Source organism: Glutamicibacter sp. 0426 (genome assembly GCF_001906485.1).
GTDB lineage: Bacteria > Actinomycetota > Actinomycetes > Actinomycetales > Micrococcaceae > Glutamicibacter > Glutamicibacter nicotianae.
Genome location: NZ_MPBI01000005.1, coordinates 23,930 through 44,103 on the forward strand (window position 1 = coordinate 23,930; position 20,174 = coordinate 44,103).

Here is a 20,174-nt window from a genome sequence, read left to right on the forward strand (position 1 = left end):
ACGCATATTACGCGAGGAAAATCTGACTTTGTGAAAACTTTCACTTATTCGCTAGACTGTGACGAGCCCTGTCTGCTGGCGCAACGGAAATGCTACTCCTCAACAATCAAAACCGCCCCGGATTCCGTAACAATTACCGGAACTCACGGTCCGGTTAGGCAGCGTCGCTGTCGCAGTCTCGTCCCAACATTTGGATGCCAAAGCGAACCCATTGATTGTTCGCACCAAAGTTATCAAACTGCCTTTAATGGGCAACTCGAGTGCGGACTCCACTGGTTCATTCAGCCCAGTTACCATCGATGAGGTTCGAGATCATCCGCTGCGCCGTGCAGCGGCGCAGCCTGGTCGACTAAAGACAGTTCATCACTGTCCTGGAGTCGTTGGAAGCAGACTTCACCGGTGTAGTGCCACTGGTACAGGATCGAAGGGGCCTGCAAGAGGATGGGCCATTCACCAAGTTCGCGCACGCGTCATATCCCCGGCCATAGACTGTTTCCAATCGTTCAGGTAGTGCAAGATCACCGAGGCGACCGTCTAAGGAATTCGTCCCGTAGGACAGCATCTCCCCCGAGCGGCAACCCGCAGTTCGACGCCCGCCCCAGCCGCACACTCGCCAGGACCATCATCGCCTCGCTCGCAACCGATATCGAGGATCCGCGCCCTGGTGACATCGCCGGCCATCTGCGGTATTACCGGACGTTGGTAAAAGAAACTGAGCAAGTCAGCTTGTGCCCGCCCGAAAACGCCCGCGCAAAGTGTGCGTAGGTGGTTCCGGCAGTCGCGGTTCAGTTCCTTTCAAGTTCTTTCTTGAGCGACTTATTAAAGCTCTTTTGGGGGCCTACAAGATCCGTTTTCCAAGAAAAACCGCGCATTCCCAGTCTTTCAAGACAGCAACGGATTCTTCCGCACCATTTTACTAATCTTCACTATTGACGTAAGTGAAATTCATCCGATACGCTGTCGCCATATCACTCGCCCGGATGTTGGGGGTCCGGCAAAACTTGGGGAAAGTCCGTTGATCGTGGGGATCAATTGGCTGCATTTTTGGCACTCGTTTTTGGGAAACGAGCGTCAGATTCTACGCACCAGTCTGCGTTCTTCAGGTCTAGCATCTCCAATGTCCTCGGATATTGGGGAATTCTTGTGTTTGGCAAACCTGTTGGGGACAGAGTTGCACGACGGAACAACGGTCGTTCAGGTAAATGCTCCTTGCTCTGGGGAACAAGGAAACATGGCACGTCGCAAAGTGCCCTTTCCAGCGTGGCGCTCAGCGCTGGAATTGTCTTCGCCCTGGCGTTCGCCGGAACGTTCGTTCCAGCTTCCGCCACGTCGTCGGGCGAATCGCCAGTCAACGAAAAGCTGGCCCCACCGGCTGCTGAATTCGATTCGAAAAGCGTACTTGCTTCTGAGTCGCCAACTAGCCCAGCACCATCACCGGCTGAATCTTCCGCGGCTGCGTCCTCTCTCGAACCCGCTGTTCCAAAAGCGAAAGCCTCAAAGCCATCCGTTGAAAAGCAAATGGCAATGACGCAGCCGCCATCGTCCGTGCAGGAAAAGGAATCCGAGGCCCCGGCCGCGCAAACGCTGCCAACCGAGGAACCGGTCGCAGAGATAGAAGCTAGCACCGAGGCAGTTACCAGCGCACCATCCTCGAAGAGCGCACCGGCAACCGTGAAAGCATCGGCCACCGCAGAATCCTCTCCTACCGAGGTTGCGAAGAAGTCACCGGAGTCGCCCACTCCGTCACCGACGCCCTCGCCCAGCAATACGGAAAACAAACTGCTCGCACCCATGGCCATAGGGGACGTGTGCAACGTCGCCCAGTCATCAACTCAGATTCTTGGGGGATTTGAGCTTGACGGCAACCTGTGCCCCAATAATGCGAGCCGGGCCGATTGGACGACCGTCCTGACGGCACCGTCGGGCAACGATGGTTTCGATGACAGCACCCAATTCACCCGCGGTGCCAGCGAAAGAAACTGGCCGTGGGCTGCGAACCAAGTCAACGGCACGGGGCAGGCATCGGGCCAGGCAGATATTGGCCGCAACTACGCTTATTCGACGACCAGCAATGGCCACGTCTTCGCCTTCTTGGGATTCGAGCGCGGGACTAGCACCGGCACCATCCGCTATATCGTGGAGCTCAATGCCAAGAAAAACGACCCCGCGGTCATCCCCACCCCGATTCGCACCAATGGCGACCTGCGCCTGAGCATCGAGCAAGATGGCAACAATAATCTCATCCTTGCCGGCGCCTACATGTGGAATGCCACGACGGGACTCTGGGTGCAGCAGCAAACCCTCAGCGGTTTTGTCGGGGCAACGAATACTCAACCCATTACCGGCTTCGATGGAACCAGCACCATCCCGGTGCGTGGCTTTGCCGAAATCGGCGTAGACCTGACCTCGCTCTTTGGACAAGCTACTTGCACCGGCAATTACGGCACGCTGAATCTGCGTTCTTCGTCTTCTATTCAGGAAACTTCCAACTTGGGTGATTGGATCGCGCCGATCTCCCTTTCCGTTCCGAGCACCTGCTCCAGCGTGATCGTCGAGAAGAATTGGGTCATTGACGGCGAAGAATTCGAGAACGGCCAGCAGCCCGATGACTACACTGCCACGCTGGAACTGACCGGCCAGGACTCCCCGCAATTCGGCACCGCCTACGCAAAGCGCAGCAATGGAGCCGATTACCAAGCCAATGATCAAATCACCATCGGCGAATCGGTCCCCGCGCTCCCCGCAGGTTGTTCCAATGTCCCCTCTGGGGATCTCGGAGCGCAGGTATTGCAACCTGGGCTGAACACCTACACGGTGACCAACACCGTCACCTGCACCACCTTGACCTTGGAAAAGGAAGTCATTGGCGCTGCGGCGGCCACCGCATGGACGCTGGCAGCTGACGGCAGCTCAACGGACCTGTCCGGCGTGAGCGGCAGCGAAGCCGTGACCAATGCACCGGTAGCTCCCGGCCAATACGCCATCTCCGAATCCGGGCCGGAAAACTACCAGCTGACGGACTTGGCTTGCGAGGGTGCGGTAGTTGGGGAAGATCACATCATCACCATCACTGCCGGAAGCAAGGCCACTTGCGTGCTCACCAATACCCAGGAAATCGACCTGACAGTCACCAAGACCTGGGTGGTCAATGGCACCGAGTATGCCCACGGCGAGCAGCCGGTCGGCGACGCGGAACTGAGCATTGACGGGCAACCAGCGGAATTCGGTGCTACAGGCACCGGACATCTGATCGGCGAGGAAGTAGCCATCGAGGAAACCCTCACCGGCACGCTTCCGGAACTATGCACGGTGACCAGTTCAACCATCGACGGAGTCGAAGGCAAATCTGCCACGCACACCATGACCGGAACACCTTCGCCCAATGCGGTGGCGATCGTGAACACGGTGGATTGCGAGCAGCATTTGACCTTGGTCAAGGTGGTGGACAACGAGGACTTCAACGGAACGTCGACCACCGGCGACTGGACGCTGAAGGCTTCCGGCACCGCTGGGAGCATCGAAGGAAAGACCGGGGATGCTGCCATCACCAATGCCGCGGTCGGCGTGGGAACCTATCAACTGGCCGAGGAAGGCACCGCTGCAGGTTATGAACCAGGCACCTGGAACTGCGTCGGCACCGGAAACGGCGAAGGTGCGAGCATCACGCTGGAGCTAGGCCAGGAAGCCACCTGCACCATCGTGAACACGGCCCTTCCCGGGTCAGTCAGCTGGACAAAGACCACCGTTAACGGCGTCCTGCTTGCAGGCGCCGAATGGACCCTGACCGGTCCGCTGGGAGATGCATCGGAAACCATCGTGGTCACCGACTGCATAACCGAGGGTTGCACCGGTCCGGACATGGATCCAGCCAAGGGGAAGTTCGCCTTGGCAAACTTGGAATGGGGGAACTATACGCTCCAAGAAACTACGGCTCCTCCGGGCTATATCAAGGACGAGACGAGCCACGAATTTGACGTCACCGGGGACGCGCTGGATATCGAGCTGGCTGCTATCACCAATGAGCAGCAGGACGGTCCCGCGCTTCCGCTCACCGGCGGCATTGGCCGAGATCAGATATATCTGATTGGCGGCGGAATCCTGGTACTGGGGCTGGGCATTTGGGGTGCACAGACCTTCCGTATCCGTCGTAGCCGGAATCTCGGCTAGATTCAACAATTTCACCAACCACGCTGACCTTGGGTAGGCGTAGAAATCACTCGCAAAAAAGGAGTAATCGTGTTCACGCAACGCAGACTCGGCAAGCTAATTGCCGGAGCAAGCGCCTTGGCTCTTGCTGGGATGGGGCTATTTGGGGTAGCTGCCGCATCCGCTGATGAAGTTTCGGATATTACGCCGGGAACCATCGGCAGCATCACCGTCCACAAGTCCTCGGCGGACCCTGTTGAAGGGCTCAATGACGGCACCCTGCTGGATCCGGATCCCGGCGCCGGCAAGGGCCTGAATGGTGTCGAATTCACCTTGCAGCCGGTGCTGTTCGACGGCGTTCCCATTGACTTGAGCACGGCCGAAGGTTGGGAACAGGCAGAAGCGTTGCCATCTGAAACTGCCGGCGAAGCATTGCCGGCAGGCTACAGCCTGGGAACCGGTGTCTCGCAGGCGACCGTCGGAGGCTTCACTACCTTCTCCGGTTTGGAATTGGGACTGTACCTGATCACCGAAACCGATTCGGGTAACAACCTGATCAATGCAGCAGCCGCTCCGTTCTACGTGAGCATTCCTTACCCGAATGCTGACAATACGTGGAACTACAACGTCCATGTGTACCCGAAGAACACGCTGAACACGATTGATCAGCACAAGAGCGTGGATGACACTGCCAAGCTGCTGGGTGATGTGGTCACTTGGACGCTGGTCACCGATGTTCCTGCATCGGACCTTCCATACAAGTCCTACACCCTGACCGATAATCTGTCGGCAAACCTGGAATTCATCTCTTGGGAGTCGGTTTCGATCGGTTCCGAGGTACTGGTCCTGGATACCGATTACACGATTTCGCCGGACAATGCGGTGATCACGTTGACCCCACAAGGCCTCGCCAAGCTTGATGGCGCCGGTGCCACCACGGTGACGGCGGTCCTGAAGACCAAGGTCTTGTCGATTCCGGAAGGCGGGGTCATCGAGAACACCGCGACGGTCAACATCAACGGCACGGAAGATGAAGGCACGACCAACACCAACCTGGGCACCCTGCAGCTGGAAAAGAAGGCTGAAGGAGAGAATGGCGCCCTGCTGGATGGTGCGGTCTTCGAGCTCTACGGAACTGCACCTGATGCCGACGGCAATGCCACCAGTTCACCTCTGGCTACCGGAACCACCGAAAACGGGGTCGTCAAGTGGGAACTGCATCTGGGCATCGAGGATGACATGCAATCGAGCTACTGGGTCAAGGAAACCAAGGCACCAGCCGGATACGTGCTCCCAGCTGACCCATGGTCCGATGAATTGGTTGTCACCAACGGCCAAATCCTGGTCGAAACGATCACCAACCATAAGCCGGCCGGTCCTGATCTGCCGCTCACTGGCGCTTCGGGCACCGTCCTGTTCACCATTGCAGGTGTTGGCCTGATGGCCGCCGCCGGTGGTGCGGTACTGGTGAAGCGCCGCCGCGCACGCACCCAGGGCTAAGCCCGCGTACTGGTTGCTGCAGCGCAAAGCCAACCAGTAGATGGCGGGAGAACTAAGCATTGCTTGGGTCTCCCGCCATTTTCTTTTTTGAACTTCCTGATTCCCACGACTCATAGGCAGAAATCATGAGCTCCACATCCAGTTCCACGCTGGCTTCTGAGCCAAGACGCAGGGACCGCTGGCGCGCCCCGGTCTCCACCTTGGTGATCGCAGCCGTCTTCCTGGCGGGCACGCTCATGCTGCTGTACCCGCCAACGGCGAGCTGGTTCTCGCAGTACAACCAATCCAAGATCATCAAGGAGATCTCCACCGATGTCTCGCATGAGGGCAGCTCAAGGATTTCCCAGGAGCTGCTGCGGGCACAGGAGTACAACGAGGACCTGGTTGGCGGTGGCTTGCTGGCTCCGGGCAGCAACGTTCCCACCAGCGACGGCTCGGTGCGCGAAGATACCGAATACGGCTCGCTGCTGAATGTCAACAGCGAGGGGCTGATCGGACGGCTGCGTGTGCCGTCGGTGGACATCGACCTGCCGATCTACCACGGTACCGATGCCGAAACCTTGCTTAAAGGCGTAGGGCACCTGCAGGGTACGGCCTTGCCAGTGGGCGGGCAGTCCAGGCATACGGTGCTGACCGCGCACCGCGGGCTTCCGGAAGCCAACCTGTTCAACGATCTGCCGCAGGTCAGGATCGGGGAGACCTTCAGCATCGAAGTCTTCAACGAGGTGCTGACCTACCGGGTCGTCGAAACGCAGACGGTGGAACCGGATGAGACCAAGGCGCTGGCCCCGCGATTCGGCAAGGATCTGGCCACCTTGGTCACCTGCACTCCCCTGGGCATCAACACCCATCGCATGCTGGTCACCGGCGAACGCGTGCACCCCACCCCGCAGGCCGATCTGGATGCGCTCGGTTCCGCTCCTGAGATCCCGGGCTTCCCCTGGTGGGGCATCTGGCTCGGTACGGTACTGGTGCTCCTGGGGATCTGGGTGTACCTTGCAGGTCGCCCTCGGAATAGCGGGAACACCGGGTCCTAAGCCCGCGGCGGCAAGTTTGACCCTCGCCTGCTAGCGCGTCGAGCGCAGCGAGAAGAACAGGAAACTCAAGAACGCATCGCGTTCGCGCAAAGCCTCTGGAATCACGTGCTCGGGCGCATCCTTCGCATAGGGCGGCTCCCAGACGCGCTCGATGGCAAACCCTGCAGAAATCAGCGCTTCAATGGTTTCATGCAGCGGACGATGCCAGTAGGTCAGCTCGGCAGGCTTCCCGTTGAAGGACACTTCATCGGTGTACTGGGTGAGCTGGAAATAGTCCTTGCCGCGGTGGTTGAACGGGTAGAGAATCGGGTGGTTCACCGACATGATGAGCCGCCCTCCGGGCACGAGCACCCGGCGGACTTCTTCCAGTGCATAGCTCCAGTCCGGCAAGTAGTGGAAGACCAGGGAAGCAATGGCGTCGTCGAAACTGCTATCGCCATATGGGAGCTGCTCCCCCAGCGTGGCCACTTGGAGATCAGCATCGTCTCCCAGCCGCTGGCGTGCCAGATCCACCATTGCCTGGCTGGCGTCGAAGCCTGAAACAGTGGCTCCGCGACGGATCAGCTGTTCGGCCAGGGGGCCAGCACCGCACCCGATATCCAGGATTTTCCGTCCTGCCACCTCGCCTGCCAACTCCAGGGTGGCCGGGCGCTCGTAGTAGGCGTTCAGCAGGCTGAATTCGTTCTCATCCGCGTAGTCCGTGGCGAAGTCGTCATAGTTGCTTTCCTGCAGCACCGGTGCGCTCCCTTGCTCGTTTCCAGCGAGTCTAGCAATCCGCTAGCGAGAATCGCACGGAAAACACGGCCTTCCGGATGGTTGTTTCCGGTGAGCCGGCAACAGGTGCTCCCACGGCGCCTGACTCGCGGACCCACCCGAAACATTCGGTTGAACAGGACATAATTCCGCGATCTGCTTCCTATTTCGGCAATGCCATTTACAATCAAGGCACGGGACAAACCGGTTCCATATCCACTCGCATCTACCTGGGGATAAATTGAATAAATTGGTTCAGCGCGCACTGGCAGTGGTTGCCACCGGTGCGCTTGCTTTCTCTGGCGTTGCCGTTTCAGCGGCTGCCCCTCTGCCATCCGCCGCGCCTTCAGTCACTGTTGCTGCCGCGAAGAAGGTACCGGCAGTATCGATAAAGAAGATCGGTACGAAAACCGTCAGCGGAGCCGCCAAGGCCACCATCAAACCAAGCTACTCCAAAGCCAAGAACGTCAAGATCAAGTCGGTGTTGTTGAAGGTGGTCAAGGGCAAGAAGACCATCGCCAACAAGAAGAAATCGGTCAAGCTTGCAGCCGGCACATACAAGGTCACCACCACGGTCAAGTACCAGCTCAAGGGCAAAACCTCGACGGTGAAGAAGACGCAGACCCTGCAGGTGAAAAAGAAGGCTGCCGCCAAGCGATCCGTGAAGATGAATGGCAAGGCCAAGAACTGCCCGGCGGGCTACCCTGTGAAGGGAAACCGGACGGGCAGCAAGAAGGAATGGAAGTACCACGTCAAGGGCCAGCGCTTCTACGACATCACCAAGCCCGAAGAATGCTTCAAGACTGCAGCTGATGCGCGCAAGGCCGGCTACAGGGCATCGAAGATCTGAGCCGGCTTGGGCCATCGCCATTTATCAATAACTGAATAGGAATTGACCTCGACCACTTTGCCAGCAAAGTAGTCGGGGTCAATTTTCGTGTTGGACCCACTAATCCAGTTCGGCTGTGGAAGTTTCCGCGTTGTCCGCGGATCGGTTCTTCCGAATGACGATTCCAAGCAGCAAAAGGCCGCTGGCCCGGACGATTGATTCAATCGTCCGGGCCAACGGCTTTAGGCTATGTGATCAGCTCATTGCCTGGAATTAGCGGGCTACCGAACCGTCTACGTAGTCATCCGAGGATGCATCCGAGATCCAGGAGAACAGCGAGCGCAGTTCGCGGCCGGTGGTCTCGATTGGGTGTGCTTCGCCCTTGGCACGCAGTTCCTTGAACTCAGGAGCGCCGGCCTTCTGGTCTTCCATGAAGCGGTTTGCGAAAGCGCCGGACTGGATATCAGCCAGGACAGCCTTCATGTTTTCCTTCACCTCTGGGGTGATCACGCGTGGGCCGGAGACGTAGTCGCCGTACTCAGCGGTGTCGGAGATCGACCAGCGCTGCTTGGCGATGCCGCCTTCCCACATCAGGTCGACGATCAGCTTCAGCTCGTGGAGCACCTCGAAGTAGGCGATCTCCGGCTTGTAGCCGGCTTCGGTCAGGACCTCGAAGCCGTACTGCACCAGCTGGGAGGTGCCGCCGCAGAGCACAGCCTGCTCGCCGAACAGGTCGGTTTCGGTCTCTTCGGTGAAGGTGGTCTCGATGACGCCGGCGCGGGTGCCGCCGATGCCTGCTGCGTAGGACAGTGCCAGTTCCTTGGCGCCGCCGGTGAAGTTCTGCTCCACGGCGATCAGGTCAGGGATGCCGCGGCCGGCTTCGAATTCGCGGCGCACGGTGTGGCCTGGCGCCTTAGGGGCAACCAGGGCAACGTCAACGTTGGCTGGTGGCTGGATGAAGCCGAAGCGGATGTTGAAGCCGTGGCCGAAGAACAGGGCGTTGCCCTCTTCGAGGTGCTCGGCGATCGACTCGGTGTAGACCTGGGCCTGGACCTGGTCCGGGGTCAGGATCATGATGACATCTGCCCAGGCTGCTGCCTCGGCAACGGTGGCGACCTTCAGGCCTTCGGCCTCAGCCTTGGCGCGGGACTTCGAGCCCTCGGCCAGGCCAACGGTGATTTCGACACCCGAGTCGCGCAGGCTCAGTGCGTGGGCGTGGCCCTGGGAGCCGTAGCCGATGATGGCTACCTTCTTGCCCTGGATGATCGAGAGGTCTGCGTCGTCTTCGTAATACAGATCAGCCACTGTAATTCTCCTTATATGTGCTTCTGGTGAAGAAGTCTTTGCTGAGGCACTGTTGCTTACTTCCAAGCTAGGTGCCAAGTATCTAAATTTTGTAGTTCGTGTCTCTTGAAGTCGTTGCGCCTAGGCGGAAATCGTCTTCAAAGCGCGGTCGCTCATGGACTTTGATCCGCGGCCTACGGCCAGGGTTCCTGCCTGGACGATCTCGCGGATGCCGAAGGGCTCAAGCACTGCCAGCAGCGCATCGATCTTCGCGGCGTTGCCGGTGGCCTCCACGACCAGCGAGTCGGTGGATACGTCGATCACCGAAGCACGGAACAGTTCCGCGGCCTGGGTGACCTGCAGACGGGTCGTTGCATCGGCGCGCACCTTGATCATGATGTGGTCGCGCTGCACCGAGGTTTCGGGCAGCAGTTCCACGATCTTGATGACGTTGACCAGCTTGTTCAGCTGCTTGGTGACCTGCTCCAGGGAATCCCCCTCGGCGTCGACCACCACGGTCATGCGGCTGATGCCGGCAATTTCCGTCGGGCCCACGGCCAGCGAGTGGATGTTGAAGGCGCGGCGGGCGAAGAGGCTGGCGACGCGGGTCAGCACGCCGGGAACGTCTTCAACCAGTACCGAAAGCGTATGCTTTGCCATGTTCTAGTCCTCCTCTTCCCATTCAGGGGTCATGCCGCGGGCAATCTGGATCTGGTCGTTGCTGACTCCCGATGGGACCATTGGCCACACCATGGAATCGGCCGAGACCACGAAGTCGATGACTACCGGGCGGTCATTGATTTCCAATGCCTTCTGGATGGTCGCATCGATGTCCTCGTCGCGTTCGCAGCGCAGGCCCACGCAGCCGTAGGCGTCTGCCAGCTTCACGAAATCGGGAATCCGGGCGGTTCCATGTCCGGTGTTCAAATCGGTGTTGGAGTAGCGGCCATCGTAGAACAAGGTCTGCCACTGGCGGACCATGCCCAGCGACGAGTTGTTGATCACCGCAACCTTGATCGGGATCTGGTTGATCACGCAGGTGGCCAGTTCCTGGTTGGTCATCTGGAAGCAGCCGTCGCCGTCAATGGCCCAGACCACGCGGTCCGGCTGCGCCACCTTGGCGCCCATCGCGGCAGGCACCGAGTAGCCCATGGTGCCCAGGCCTGCGGAGTTCAGCCACGAGCGCGGACGCTCGTACTTCACGAACTGCGCGGCCCACATCTGGTGCTGGCCCACGCCTGCCACGTACACGCCCTCCGGACCGGTCAGCTCGCCGATCCGCTGGATGACATTCTGCGGAGCCGAGAGGCCATCGTGGGTTTCGGTGTAGCCGATCGGATAGGTTTCGCGCAGGCGGTTGAGCAGTCCCCACCAGCCGGTCAGATCCTGCTGGGCTTCGTTCTCGAAGCGTGCGGCGCAGGCTTCGTGCAGCTGCGGGATGATCTCATCCAGCGAACCCACGATCGGCACATCGGCCACGCGGTTCTTGGAGATTTCCGCGGGATCGATATCGGCGTGGATCACCTTCGCGTTCGGCGCGAAGGTGGAGAGCACGCCGGTGACGCGGTCATCGAAGCGGGCCCCGAGGGTGATCAGCAGATCCGCCTGCTGCAGCGCGGTCACTGCGGACACGGCGCCGTGCATGCCCGGCATGCCCACATGCTGTTCATGCGAGTCCGGGAATGCGCCGCGGGCGGTCAGGGTGGTGACCACCGGTGCGTTGATGAATTCCGCGAATTCCTTCAGCTGCTCGTGCGCGTTGGCCTTGATCACGCCGCCACCAACGTACAGCACCGGGCGGGTTGCCGAAGCGATGAGCTTGGCGGCTTCGCGCAGCTGCTTGTTGTGGCCACGGGTGACCACGCGGTAGCCGGGCAGGTCCACCTTGGGCGGCCAGGAGAAGGTCATCTCGGATGTCTGCGCATCCTTGGTGATATCCACCAGCACCGGACCGGGACGGCCGGTCTGCGCCAGGTAGAACGCGCTGGCCAGCGTCCGAGGAATGTCCTCTGCGTTGGTGACCAGGAAAGCGTGCTTGGTGATCGGCATCGTGATGCCGACAATGTCTGCTTCCTGGAATGCGTCAGAGCCAATGAAAGCGCTATTGACCTGACCGGTGATGGCCACCATTGGGACCGAGTCCATATTGGCATCGGCCAGTGCGGTGACGAGGTTGGTTGCGCCTGGACCGGAAGTGGCGATGCAGACGCCCACTTCCCCGCTCACCATGGCGTAACCCTGTGCGGCATGGCCTGCACCCTGTTCGTGGCGGACCAAGACGTGGTTAATCTTGGTCGAATCCATCAGTGGATCATAAGTGGGAAGGATGGCCCCACCTGGTAATCCGAAGACGTCTTTGACGCCCATTTCTTCCAGCGAGCGGACGATGGCTTGTGAGCCCGTCATCTGTGTGGGAGCAACGATATTATTCGGACCCTGGACCGGGTTCGAAGCTTCCACGACGGAAGAGACAGCGGCGGCGGCATCCTTGGTTCGATTGACTGACTTCGCAACCGACGCCGGATTGGCGGGTGTTGAGTTGCTCATCGGGATCCTTTCCATTTCTATCTCTTCGTTTACGCATAAAAAACGCCCCGCGGCCGTCACTGATGACGAAAGGGGGCTTGCGCGTTACCGGTGTACCGTCCGTGGTGTTGGACAGCGCCTCAGGCTCCGCGCCTGATAACTAGTAGTACATCGGTGTTTATTTGCATGCCTCTAGTTTTCTCCACCTCACGGCAAAGAGCAACTAGACACCCTGTTTATCTCATTATATGAGATGAATGTCCAAAGATTGGACGCGTCCCCACGTTCAGACCTTGGCCATTTCGCTTCCCGGGCACTGAAAGCGCCTGTCGAAGCGGGGTTAGCTGGAGACGAGCACCAGCTGCCAGGGATGCGATTAATCCAGCTCGCAGCCCTTGCCCCAAGGAAACCGCCTGCCTTGCAGATGGTTTCGCTTGCAGCTTTAAGCCAAGAAGGGCATGAATTGGCCCAGTGGCCACACGTGCGCATGGCGTCTTGACTCAATTAGCATCTTGGCTCATTAATCCCATTCTAGAAGTCAATATGACCAATCAGATAACCCATGACGTGTCGATGACATATTTCGATAAGTGTTGCGCCTGATCAAATTGTCCAAACTTATCGGTAGAGTAAGGGGTATGGACAAGCGCCCAGACGAAAATCCGACCCAGCAGGTCAAGGACCGCCTCCACGAGGCTTTTGACTCGCAGATCCCCAATTTCGCCAGCTACAATCTCGTGGCGGGCACCGGCATCGCCGGCTCCGGGGGGCTCAAGGTCATCGGATATCGACGCCAGCCGGCGGAGCTGATTATTGCGCCAGTCAATGCAAGCAGCTTGGAAGCCTCCGAAGATGCCATCAACATCAACAACACGAACGTGAACCAGCTGGCCGAGCTCAGCGATGGCGGCTACGAAATCGCGATCTCTACCGGTCGCGTGTTCCGCTTCAGTGTTCCTGAAGCACCGAGCATCGACTTGCATGTGGATGACGCGATCAGCATTGGTGCCACGCTCGACCAGAAATCCGATGCCGAAGACTTCGCCGATTTCATGGATCACTTCATGAACACCATCGAAGGCACCGAGAACTTCGTATAAGCAGCAACAGCATCCCAAAACGAGAAGGCCATCTCGCCTGCCAGCTCCATCGCGAGCCCTGCGGCGAGGTGGCCTTTCGTTCACAGCGCCCCGGGGTGATTCCCGCGGTAGTCGGAAGCGAGCAACTCACCTTCTACGGTGATAATCTCGACCCGGTCCAATTCGCTGGATTCGTAGCCGACGGATGTGATGACCAGTTCGGCATAGCGGACGGCACTGCCATCGGCGATCCAGTCACTGCCCTCCACGACGATAGCGAGCACGCCCTGGACCGGAGAAAGCCAGCCGACGGTGGCGTATTGGATGGAATCCTTGGCGAATGAATGGAATCCCGCAGCGCCCTGGCCGTTGAGGTACTGGAAGATTTTCTGATCAGCCCATTCCTGCCGTCCTTCGACTTCCTCCAGGCTATCGGCATACTTCGGCAGCGCCGCGATCGTCGCGTTTGTACCCGGGATGCGGTCGGATGCTTCGAACTGCAGCGGCGTGCAGCCGGCCAGGCACGTTGCCAGCACCAGTCCGGCAGCTACGACGCCGGTTTTGCCCATGGCAGGCCTGGCCTTTGAGCGCCGCTTGATACCGGCAGCAAATACTTGAAGCACCATGCAATTGAGCCTAGCCCATGGCCAGGACATCTCCACAGGCCATTACCGAACCGGCATTCATGCCGCCGCCGCACTCGGGGTCAGCCTTGCGCGGCCTGGTACAGGGAAAGCTGTTCGGCCTGCATCACCAGCCACGGGCTAAAGGCCCACGGGGTTGCGCGCAGTGCTGCGCCCAGCTGCGCCGGATCCACCCAGCAGTAGTCCATGACTTCATCCGGGTTGGCGGCGATCTCGCTGTCAATCACGGCAGTGAAGACCGGGCAGATTTCATTCTCCACAATGCCCGAGGCATCCACGGCGCGATAGCGGAAATCCGGCAGCGCCGATTCGATGCCACTGACCTTGAAGCCGAGCTCATGGGCCGCATGGCGGGCAATCGCTTTCTCGAAGCTTTCACCGGGCTGCGGATGCCCGCAGAAGGAATTGGTCCATACCCCTGGCCAGGTCACCTTGGACAGTGCGCGGCGGGTCACCAGCACCTGGCCGGCGGCATTGCGCACATGGCACGAGAATGCCTGGTGCAGCACGGTATCCGTGGTGTGGACCAGTTCTTTCGGTCGCACGCCGATTGGCTGGCCATCCTCCGAAAGCAAAATGACATCCATTGAAATCCTTGATTCCCCATCCGGGTCTAGTTAGGTGAAAAGTGCCGAAAAGATCAGGAGCATGGTCAGCAGGAAACCGCACAGGTAGTTGATCCACAAGAATCTCTTCCATCCTCGATTAACCGTACCCGAGCTCGCGTCGCTGACCCCAAGATGCGGTAGGACGTTGAGCACATAGGGCAGGGCCAGCAGCGACGCCCAGCGGCCGATCCCCTGCACCCCGGCGACCACCAGCACTCCGGCCAGCACATAGCCGGCAAGGACCAGCCAGATGGTGGTGCGGGCGGACAAGGCGGTGGCAATCGAAGACAGGCCGCCCTGGCGATCGGGAATGATGTCCTGGATTGCGCCGAGGGCATGGCTGGCCATCCCCCACAGCAGGAATGCGCCAAAGACCAGCCACTGCCCGGGCTGCACGCTGGCACCAGCGAGCACCCAGCCGTAGACCGCCGGCGAAACGAAATGCACCGCGCTGGTCAGCGAGTCCAACCCGGGCCGTTCCTTGAAGCGCAGCCACGGTGCCGAATAGGCAAGCACAGCGAAGATGGACACGGCCAGCACGAGGTTGGCCACCAGGCTTCCCGCCGCTGCGAGCACCACGAGGAACGGAACGGCGCACGCAACGCAGGCGACGAGCAGCGCCTTGTGGCTCTGCCGGGACAGCAGCGCCCCCTCGATTCCGCCCTTGCGCGGATTGCGCAGATCCGATTCGTAGTCGAAGACATCGTTGATGCCGTACATCAGCAGATTGTAGGGAAACAGGAAGAACACCGTGCCCACGGCCAAGCGCCAATCAACTCCCCCGCCGGCCAGCAGAAAGGCGGCGGCAAACGGGTAGGCGGTATTCACCCAGGAAATGGGCCGCGAGCTGGCAACGATTCCGCGGATCATGAAGCATCCTCTCTGCCTGCGCCGAGCAGCCACCACAGTCCGGGGAGAAGGAAGACCGCGCAGGCGGCATAGAAGAAGTCCTCGATCGGGGCCAGGCCGATATGCACCCCGGACAGCGTGCCGCTGCCGTAGCCGAATAGCCCGGCGTAGATCATCAGGTTGTCGAAAATCGCGGTGAGCACCAGCATCACGGCCAATGCGGTGCCCAGCGGCTTGATCACCGTGAGCAGGCGCTGCTTGCTGGCGGCCAGCCCGGCGGCGAAGATGGCCATGGCCGCGGCAAGGAAGCAGAAGCTCAATTCAAGGAACATGCCGCTCACCTCGCAGCCCGCGGACCCGCATCGGCAGGCCGGCGAAGGCGATCATCGCGCAGTAGCACAAGAAGATGAGGAAGAAGACTTCTTCCAGCGGGAACTGCTCGCCCACCATGATCCCGGTCATGAGCTGCGATTCCTTGTGCAGGAAGATGCCCTGCCTGATGGCCAGCACATCCCAGAGCACGAAGAAACCGGTGCCCAGCGCAAGGGCCAGGATCCCGCGCACCGGGTGGCGGAAGAGAAACAGCTTCCCCTTGGCATCCAGCAGCACCATGCAGGCAAGCAGAAACAACAGGATGCCCAAATAGATCATGCTCCGGCCTCCTGCGCCAGCGTTGCAGTACCGCTGTCGGCCATCGGCCCGGCACCGGGGACACCGAGCACCGCCTTGGCTGCCAGCTCGCCGCTGATCAGGCACATCGGCACCCCGATTCCGGGGCGCACGGTGCTGCCGGCATAGTGCAGCCCGCGCACGGTGGCGCTGCGGTTGCCCGGACGCAGCATGGCGCTTTGCCCCAGGGTATGGGCCAAGCCCAGCGCACCGCCCTGGAAAGCGCCGTACTGGGCGGCGAAGTCCCCCGGGCCGATGCTCTGGCGCACCACGATCCGCGACCGCAAATCCTCGATGCCGGCCCAGGAGGCCAGCTGGTCGATGGCAGCGTCGGCCACCGCCTCGACCATGGCGGCTCCTGCGCCATCGGCGGCGCCCATCCCCCATCCGGGCACGGCCGGGGCTGGGACCAGGATGAACAGGTTCTCGCAGCCCGCCGGTGCCACGTCCGGGTCGGTGGCGCTGGGCTTGCAGACATAGATGCTGGTTTCTTCCTGCAGCGCCTGCCCATTGCGGATGCGCGAGAAGTTCTCGTCCCAGTCGGTGGTGAACAGCAGGTTGTGGTGTTCCAGCTGGGGCAGCTTGCCTTTGACCCCCAGGCAGAGCAGCACCGCGCTGGGGCCGGGGTCCTTGCGCTGGAAGCTCTTGGCGGTATGGGTCTGCAGTTCTTCGGGCAGCAGCTCGCCGTCCAGGTGGCGCACGTCCGCGGCTCCGATGACATGCGCGGCCTCGGTGCGCTGCGCCTTGCCGTGCTCATCGACCCAGCGCACCGCGGTGACCTGCGGGTGCTTTCCCGGGCTGGTTTCGATGGCCGTTGCGGTGGCCGAGAGGTGGATGGATGCGCCGTGCTTCTGTGCCAGTGCGGCCATGGCATCGGCCACGGCGGCGAAGCCTCCCATCGGGTATTTGACCCCGTCGGCCAGATCCAGGTGGCTCATCAGCTGGTAGAGCGCTGGGGTGCGCTTCGGGCTGGAGCCCAGGAACACCGCCGGGTAGCCGAGCAGCTGGCGGATCTCGGTGCTGGCAAAGCGCCGGGCGGCATGGCCTGCCAGGCTGGTGGCCAGCAGCTTGGCCAGCTGCGGGGCACGGCGCAGGATCTTCGGGTGCAGCAGCCCGGTCAGCGAGCTGAAATCATCGTAGAGGAAATGCTCCAGGGCCAGTTCGTAGCCTTCCTTCGCGGTGCGCAGGTAGCGCGCCAGGGCTGGAGCGCTGCCCGGTTCCAGGGCTTCGAACAGGGCGCTGGCCGCGGCACCGGTGCCCACGTCCACGGGTGCGTCGCGGTGCTGGAAGAAGACGCGGTAGCCGGGATCCAGCTCGCGCAGCTGAAGCTGTTCGCTGGTGCTGGTGCCCATGAGCCGGAACCAGTGCTCGAAGACCTCGGGCATCAGATACCAGGAGGGCCCGGTGTCGAAGCGGAACCCTTCGCGTTCCAGGCGCCCTGAGCGTCCGCCAGGATGCGGCTGCTGCTCGATGACGGTGACCTTGCAGCCCCGCGCGGCCAGCAGCCCGGCGCTGGCCAGGCCGGAGAAGCCTGCCCCGATGACGACGACGTCCGGGTTTTCGTTCTTCATCTGCGTGCTCTTTCCATGAGTTGCTTGCGGTGCGCGCTGCGGCTGGTTCCCAGCAGCACGCGGGCGGCGATCAGCGCCTTGCGCGGGGTGGAGACCGAGATGCGGGTGCGCAGCAGGTCGGCGGCGTCGGCCTTGCCCAGCTGGGAATTCAGTTCGCGGAACAGGTCATGGGCCAGGCGCACCGCCCGGGCCGCTGACGGGGCCAGATAAGGCATCCCGGCGCGGGCTTGGGCCAGGTCCTGCTCGATCTGCTCCACCAGCAGCGCCTTGGCCTGCTCGTCGAAACGGGCCGGGTTGATCCCGGGAAAGTAGCTGCGTCCCAAGTCCTGGCTGTCTTCGGCCAGATCGCGCAGGAAGTTGACCTTCTGGAAGGCCGCGCCCAGGCTGCGGGCAGCCTGGCGGGCCTGCTGCTCCTCGGCCCGGTCCAGTTCAGGTGCGCCGGGCATCGCCTGGAAGACCTGCAGGCACATCAGCCCGATGACCTCGGCCGAGCCGTAGATGTAGTCCTGCAGGCTGCGCGCGTCGTGCTGCCCGGTGGAGAGGTCCGCGCGCATGGATGCGAAGAACGGGCCGGTGAGCTCGGCGTTGATGCCGGTGGCCCGGGCGGAGATGGCGAAGGCATGGACCACCATGTTGGTGCTGTAGCCGCGGTCCATCGCGCGCAGGGTTTCGGCTTCCAGCTCGTCGAGGCAGCCTCCGATGGCCTGGTTATCCAGGCCGGCCTGGCAGGCCACCCCGTCCACGATCTCATCGGCCAGGCGCACCAGCGCATAGATATTGGCAATGTGCCGGGCACTGCCGGCATCCAGCATCCTGCAGGCCAGCGAGAACGAGGTGGAGTATTCGCCCAGCACCACCCGTGCGCTGCGCTGGGCGGCGCGCGAGTAGTGCTCCAGGGCGGCGGTGCCGGCAGCGGGCTTCAGGGAAGTATCGCGTTTCATGGTGTTCAACTGCTTCGATCCAGGATCAGGCTGGTGCATTCGAGCAGCAGCGTGCGGGCTTCTTCGGGCAAGTCCAGGAAGGCGGCGGAGCCGGTGGCCCGCGAGCACAGCTGCGCAGCCAGCTGGCGGGCGAAGCGCTCTGCTCCCTGCGCCGCCAGTTCCTGGCGGATCCTGCCGGCATCCACCGTTCCCTCGCGGAATCCGGTGAGCAGTGCGGAGAATTCTGGTTGCTCGCTGGCCAGGGACAGCAGGATGGTGCTCTTGAATTCGCGCAGATCAGATTCCACCGGCTTGCCGGTGCGCGCCGGATCACCGAAGGTGCCCAGCACGTCATCGATGATCTGGTAGGCCACGCCGAGCTGGCAGCCCACCGTGCCGAGGGCTTCGGCCTGCGCGGGGTGCGCCCCGGCCAGCAGGGCTCCTGCCTGCAGCGGCAGCTGGAAGGAGTAGGCGGCGGTTTTCATCTGCTCCATGCGCAGCACCTGGCTGGTGGTGGCAGGAGCCGGGCCCAGCGAGTAGAGCAGGTCTTCGAGTTCCCCGGCTCCTGCCTGCTCGATGGCTTGGAAGAAGGCTTGTTCCACGCCGGCTTCGGCATCGCTGCCGGCCGCGGCGCGGGCGGCGAGCTTGATCGCCTCGCTGATCAGCAGGTCCCCGGCGATGATGCCCACCGAATTGCCCGCATGCTCGGCATCGGCAGGATTCCGGCCGTTGGCCAGTGCGTGGTCGCGGTAGACCGCCGAGATGGTCGGCTCGCCGCGGCGCACGAAATCGCGGTCCACCACGTCGTCGTGGATCAAGAGGGCCGCGTGCAGCAGCTCGAAGGCGCAGCCCAGGTCGATGGCGCGGGCTTCGTTGCGTCCGCCGAACGCCCGGTATCCGAGCATCACCATCCCTGGCCGCATGAGCTTGCCGGTTCCCAGGCGTGCGGCGATGCGGGACCAGAGCAGCGCGGTCTGCTCCGAGTAGGCGGCGCTGCGCCGCTGGGCCTGGATGGCCAGAAGTTCCAGCCGGTCGCTGATAGCCTGCCGGGTGGCGTCATCGATGAGCCCGCGCGCGGCCGGTGCGGTTTGCGATAGCGCAGTGTGCGCTGGCGCTGTTGGGGCCGGCAGGGACTGGTGCGTGGTGGTGTGCGTTCTCATGATTCCCTGCTCCCAGGTTGTGGTGTGGTTGCTTGGTGTTCTTCACTGCTCCCGGTCTCCCGCTGGTCCAGTTCACGCCGGGAAGCTTCCAGCTCGGCGCGCAGCCGGAGGCGATCTGGCTCGTCGAGTCGCGCACTAAAGGTGTGCAGATGCCGAAGCAGTACCTGTCCCGGTCCGGTGGACACAGGGAAATTGGGTCCCGGGACCACCAAGGTGCGCCGGCGGTCCGAGGCGTGATGCCGTCTTTCCACCACTCCGCGAGCCTCCAGCCGATCCAGGACCGAGGTGATTCCTGCCGATGAGACCCCGAGTTCGCGGGCCAGTTGCCCGGAGCTGGGTGTTTGCATGGAGCGCAGCAGGTTCACCGCGCGCAGGTCTGTATCGTTCAGGTCAAGCCGATGCCGCAAGCGTGCCTCGCACAGGGCGTAGGAGCGCGTCAGCCGCAACAGCTCCCGGAAGAGTTCCGAGGTCGTCAGCACTGCTGGACGTTCCATGATCACTTCTCTCGGCTTGTTGATATTCAGCTTATCTAGATACATCATGGTTTAACTATCTCGTTTTGTCGACCCGATACGGGAAAAACTTTCCATCGACCTTTC

19 protein-coding genes are annotated in these 20,174 nt (G+C 61.4%); 5 read left to right on the plus strand and 14 right to left on the minus strand.

From position 1 onward, the window contains the following. Nucleotides 1-1,028 precede the first annotated feature (1,028 nt). Nucleotides 1,029-1,793, minus strand: a complete 765-nt coding sequence (locus BKX98_RS16875; RefSeq protein WP_143181121.1) for a hypothetical protein — start codon at nucleotides 1,791-1,793, stop codon at nucleotides 1,029-1,031. On the opposite strand from BKX98_RS16875, the gene BKX98_RS12750 reads away from it, so the two are divergent. The 3 genes from BKX98_RS12750 to BKX98_RS12760 all read left to right on the plus strand — a co-directional run bounded on the left by BKX98_RS12750 (nucleotide 1,792) and on the right by BKX98_RS12760 (nucleotide 6,683). Next, nucleotides 1,792-4,167 carry a SpaA isopeptide-forming pilin-related protein gene (locus BKX98_RS12750; protein WP_143181122.1) on the plus strand — a complete coding sequence of 792 codons (2,376 nt, stop codon included), beginning with the start codon at nucleotides 1,792-1,794 and terminating at the stop codon, nucleotides 4,165-4,167. The two genes, BKX98_RS16875 and BKX98_RS12750, sit on opposite strands and share 2 nt — an antisense overlap. 69 nt (nucleotides 4,168-4,236) lie before the next feature. Next, complete coding sequence (locus tag BKX98_RS12755; protein ID WP_083586882.1) at nucleotides 4,237-5,646, plus strand: SpaH/EbpB family LPXTG-anchored major pilin; 1,410 nt, start codon at nucleotides 4,237-4,239, stop codon at nucleotides 5,644-5,646. Nucleotides 5,647-5,771: 125 nt separating this feature from the next. Beyond that, nucleotides 5,772-6,683, plus strand: coding sequence for a class C sortase (locus BKX98_RS12760; protein WP_083586885.1), 912 nt, complete (start codon nucleotides 5,772-5,774; stop codon nucleotides 6,681-6,683). A 30-nt stretch (nucleotides 6,684-6,713) separates the two neighbouring features. On the opposite strand, the gene BKX98_RS12765 is transcribed toward BKX98_RS12760, so the two are convergent. Further along, on the minus strand, nucleotides 6,714-7,418 hold the full coding sequence (locus BKX98_RS12765) for a class I SAM-dependent methyltransferase (RefSeq protein WP_083586887.1): 705 nt from the start codon (nucleotides 7,416-7,418) through the stop codon (nucleotides 6,714-6,716). A gap of 259 nt (nucleotides 7,419-7,677) precedes the next feature. On the opposite strand from BKX98_RS12765, the gene BKX98_RS12770 reads away from it, so the two are divergent. After that, nucleotides 7,678-8,286 (plus strand): hypothetical protein, encoded by a 609-nt coding sequence (locus tag BKX98_RS12770; RefSeq protein ID WP_073707536.1) that lies wholly within the window; start codon nucleotides 7,678-7,680, stop codon nucleotides 8,284-8,286. A gap of 252 nt (nucleotides 8,287-8,538) precedes the next feature. Here the strand turns inward: BKX98_RS12770 and ilvC are convergent, their stop codons facing one another. The 3 genes from ilvC to BKX98_RS12785 all read right to left on the minus strand — a co-directional run bounded on the left by ilvC (nucleotide 8,539) and on the right by BKX98_RS12785 (nucleotide 12,096). Then, nucleotides 8,539-9,570: a ketol-acid reductoisomerase gene (gene ilvC / locus BKX98_RS12775; RefSeq protein WP_038991389.1), complete on the minus strand. Its 1,032-nt coding sequence runs from the start codon at nucleotides 9,568-9,570 to the stop codon at nucleotides 8,539-8,541. A 120-nt stretch (nucleotides 9,571-9,690) separates the two neighbouring features. After that, nucleotides 9,691-10,209: an acetolactate synthase small subunit gene (gene ilvN, locus BKX98_RS12780; RefSeq protein ID WP_038991387.1), complete on the minus strand. Its 519-nt coding sequence runs from the start codon at nucleotides 10,207-10,209 to the stop codon at nucleotides 9,691-9,693. A gap of 3 nt (nucleotides 10,210-10,212) precedes the next feature. Further along, nucleotides 10,213-12,096: an acetolactate synthase large subunit gene (locus BKX98_RS12785; protein ID WP_066137803.1), complete on the minus strand. Its 1,884-nt coding sequence runs from the start codon at nucleotides 12,094-12,096 to the stop codon at nucleotides 10,213-10,215. Nucleotides 12,097-12,713: 617 nt separating this feature from the next. On the opposite strand from BKX98_RS12785, the gene BKX98_RS12790 reads away from it, so the two are divergent. Continuing rightward, nucleotides 12,714-13,175, plus strand: coding sequence for a hypothetical protein (locus BKX98_RS12790; protein ID WP_038991384.1), 462 nt, complete (start codon nucleotides 12,714-12,716; stop codon nucleotides 13,173-13,175). An 80-nt stretch (nucleotides 13,176-13,255) separates the two neighbouring features. Here the strand turns inward: BKX98_RS12790 and BKX98_RS12795 are convergent, their stop codons facing one another. The 9 genes from BKX98_RS12795 to BKX98_RS12835 all read right to left on the minus strand — a co-directional run bounded on the left by BKX98_RS12795 (nucleotide 13,256) and on the right by BKX98_RS12835 (nucleotide 20,117). Then, the gene (locus BKX98_RS12795; protein ID WP_073707537.1) at nucleotides 13,256-13,723 is read right to left on the minus strand and encodes a hypothetical protein; all 468 of its coding nucleotides are present in this window, start codon (nucleotides 13,721-13,723) and stop codon (nucleotides 13,256-13,258) included. A gap of 137 nt (nucleotides 13,724-13,860) precedes the next feature. After that, on the minus strand, nucleotides 13,861-14,385 hold the full coding sequence (idi, locus tag BKX98_RS12800; RefSeq protein WP_073707538.1) for an isopentenyl-diphosphate Delta-isomerase: 525 nt from the start codon (nucleotides 14,383-14,385) through the stop codon (nucleotides 13,861-13,863). A gap of 30 nt (nucleotides 14,386-14,415) precedes the next feature. Next, nucleotides 14,416-15,276, minus strand: a complete 861-nt coding sequence (locus BKX98_RS12805) for a prenyltransferase (protein WP_073707539.1) — start codon at nucleotides 15,274-15,276, stop codon at nucleotides 14,416-14,418. Then, on the minus strand, nucleotides 15,273-15,587 hold the full coding sequence (locus tag BKX98_RS12810) for a lycopene cyclase domain-containing protein (protein ID WP_073707540.1): 315 nt from the start codon (nucleotides 15,585-15,587) through the stop codon (nucleotides 15,273-15,275). The genes BKX98_RS12805 and BKX98_RS12810 overlap by 4 nt, the downstream gene beginning before the upstream one ends. Beyond that, nucleotides 15,577-15,906, minus strand: a complete 330-nt coding sequence (locus tag BKX98_RS12815) for a lycopene cyclase domain-containing protein (protein ID WP_073707541.1) — start codon at nucleotides 15,904-15,906, stop codon at nucleotides 15,577-15,579. The genes BKX98_RS12810 and BKX98_RS12815 overlap by 11 nt, the downstream gene beginning before the upstream one ends. Next, a complete protein-coding gene (gene crtI, locus BKX98_RS12820) occupies nucleotides 15,903-17,495 on the minus strand; it encodes a phytoene desaturase family protein (protein WP_073707542.1) in 1,593 nt (530 codons plus the stop codon). The genes BKX98_RS12815 and crtI overlap by 4 nt, the downstream gene beginning before the upstream one ends. Beyond that, nucleotides 17,492-18,436: a squalene/phytoene synthase family protein gene (locus BKX98_RS12825; RefSeq protein WP_073707692.1), complete on the minus strand. Its 945-nt coding sequence runs from the start codon at nucleotides 18,434-18,436 to the stop codon at nucleotides 17,492-17,494. The genes crtI and BKX98_RS12825 overlap by 4 nt, the downstream gene beginning before the upstream one ends. 5 nt (nucleotides 18,437-18,441) lie before the next feature. Further along, nucleotides 18,442-19,575, minus strand: a complete 1,134-nt coding sequence (locus tag BKX98_RS12830; RefSeq protein WP_073707543.1) for a polyprenyl synthetase family protein — start codon at nucleotides 19,573-19,575, stop codon at nucleotides 18,442-18,444. Continuing rightward, on the minus strand, nucleotides 19,572-20,117 hold the full coding sequence (locus tag BKX98_RS12835; RefSeq protein WP_073707544.1) for a MarR family winged helix-turn-helix transcriptional regulator: 546 nt from the start codon (nucleotides 20,115-20,117) through the stop codon (nucleotides 19,572-19,574). Before BKX98_RS12835 ends, BKX98_RS12830 begins: the two co-directional genes overlap by 4 nt. Nucleotides 20,118-20,174: the final 57 nt, after the last annotated feature.

Bases quoted from the DNA above. Each gene is read 5' to 3' on its own strand.
- BKX98_RS12750 (WP_143181122.1), top strand. From the start codon at position 1,792: ATGGCCATAGGGGACGTGTGCAACGTCGCCCAGTCATCAACTCAGATT.
- BKX98_RS16875 (WP_143181121.1), bottom strand. From the start codon at position 1,793: ATGGGTGCGAGCAGTTTGTTTTCCGTATTGCTGGGCGAGGGCGTCGGT.
- BKX98_RS12760 (WP_083586885.1), top strand. From the start codon at position 5,772: ATGAGCTCCACATCCAGTTCCACGCTGGCTTCTGAGCCAAGACGCAGG.
- ilvN (WP_038991387.1), bottom strand. From the start codon at position 10,209: ATGGCAAAGCATACGCTTTCGGTACTGGTTGAAGACGTTCCCGGCGTG.
- BKX98_RS12785 (WP_066137803.1), bottom strand. From the start codon at position 12,096: ATGAGCAACTCAACACCCGCCAATCCGGCGTCGGTTGCGAAGTCAGTC.
- BKX98_RS12790 (WP_038991384.1), top strand. From the start codon at position 12,714: ATGGACAAGCGCCCAGACGAAAATCCGACCCAGCAGGTCAAGGACCGC.
- BKX98_RS12795 (WP_073707537.1), bottom strand. From the start codon at position 13,723: ATGGGCAAAACCGGCGTCGTAGCTGCCGGACTGGTGCTGGCAACGTGC.
- idi (WP_073707538.1), bottom strand. From the start codon at position 14,385: ATGGATGTCATTTTGCTTTCGGAGGATGGCCAGCCAATCGGCGTGCGA.
- BKX98_RS12805 (WP_073707539.1), bottom strand. From the start codon at position 15,276: ATGATCCGCGGAATCGTTGCCAGCTCGCGGCCCATTTCCTGGGTGAAT.
- BKX98_RS12810 (WP_073707540.1), bottom strand. From the start codon at position 15,587: ATGTTCCTTGAATTGAGCTTCTGCTTCCTTGCCGCGGCCATGGCCATC.
- BKX98_RS12815 (WP_073707541.1), bottom strand. From the start codon at position 15,906: ATGATCTATTTGGGCATCCTGTTGTTTCTGCTTGCCTGCATGGTGCTG.
- crtI (WP_073707542.1), bottom strand. From the start codon at position 17,495: ATGAAGAACGAAAACCCGGACGTCGTCGTCATCGGGGCAGGCTTCTCC.
- BKX98_RS12825 (WP_073707692.1), bottom strand. From the start codon at position 18,436: ATGAAACGCGATACTTCCCTGAAGCCCGCTGCCGGCACCGCCGCCCTG.
- BKX98_RS12830 (WP_073707543.1), bottom strand. From the start codon at position 19,575: ATGAGAACGCACACCACCACGCACCAGTCCCTGCCGGCCCCAACAGCG.
- BKX98_RS12835 (WP_073707544.1), bottom strand. From the start codon at position 20,117: ATGATGTATCTAGATAAGCTGAATATCAACAAGCCGAGAGAAGTGATC.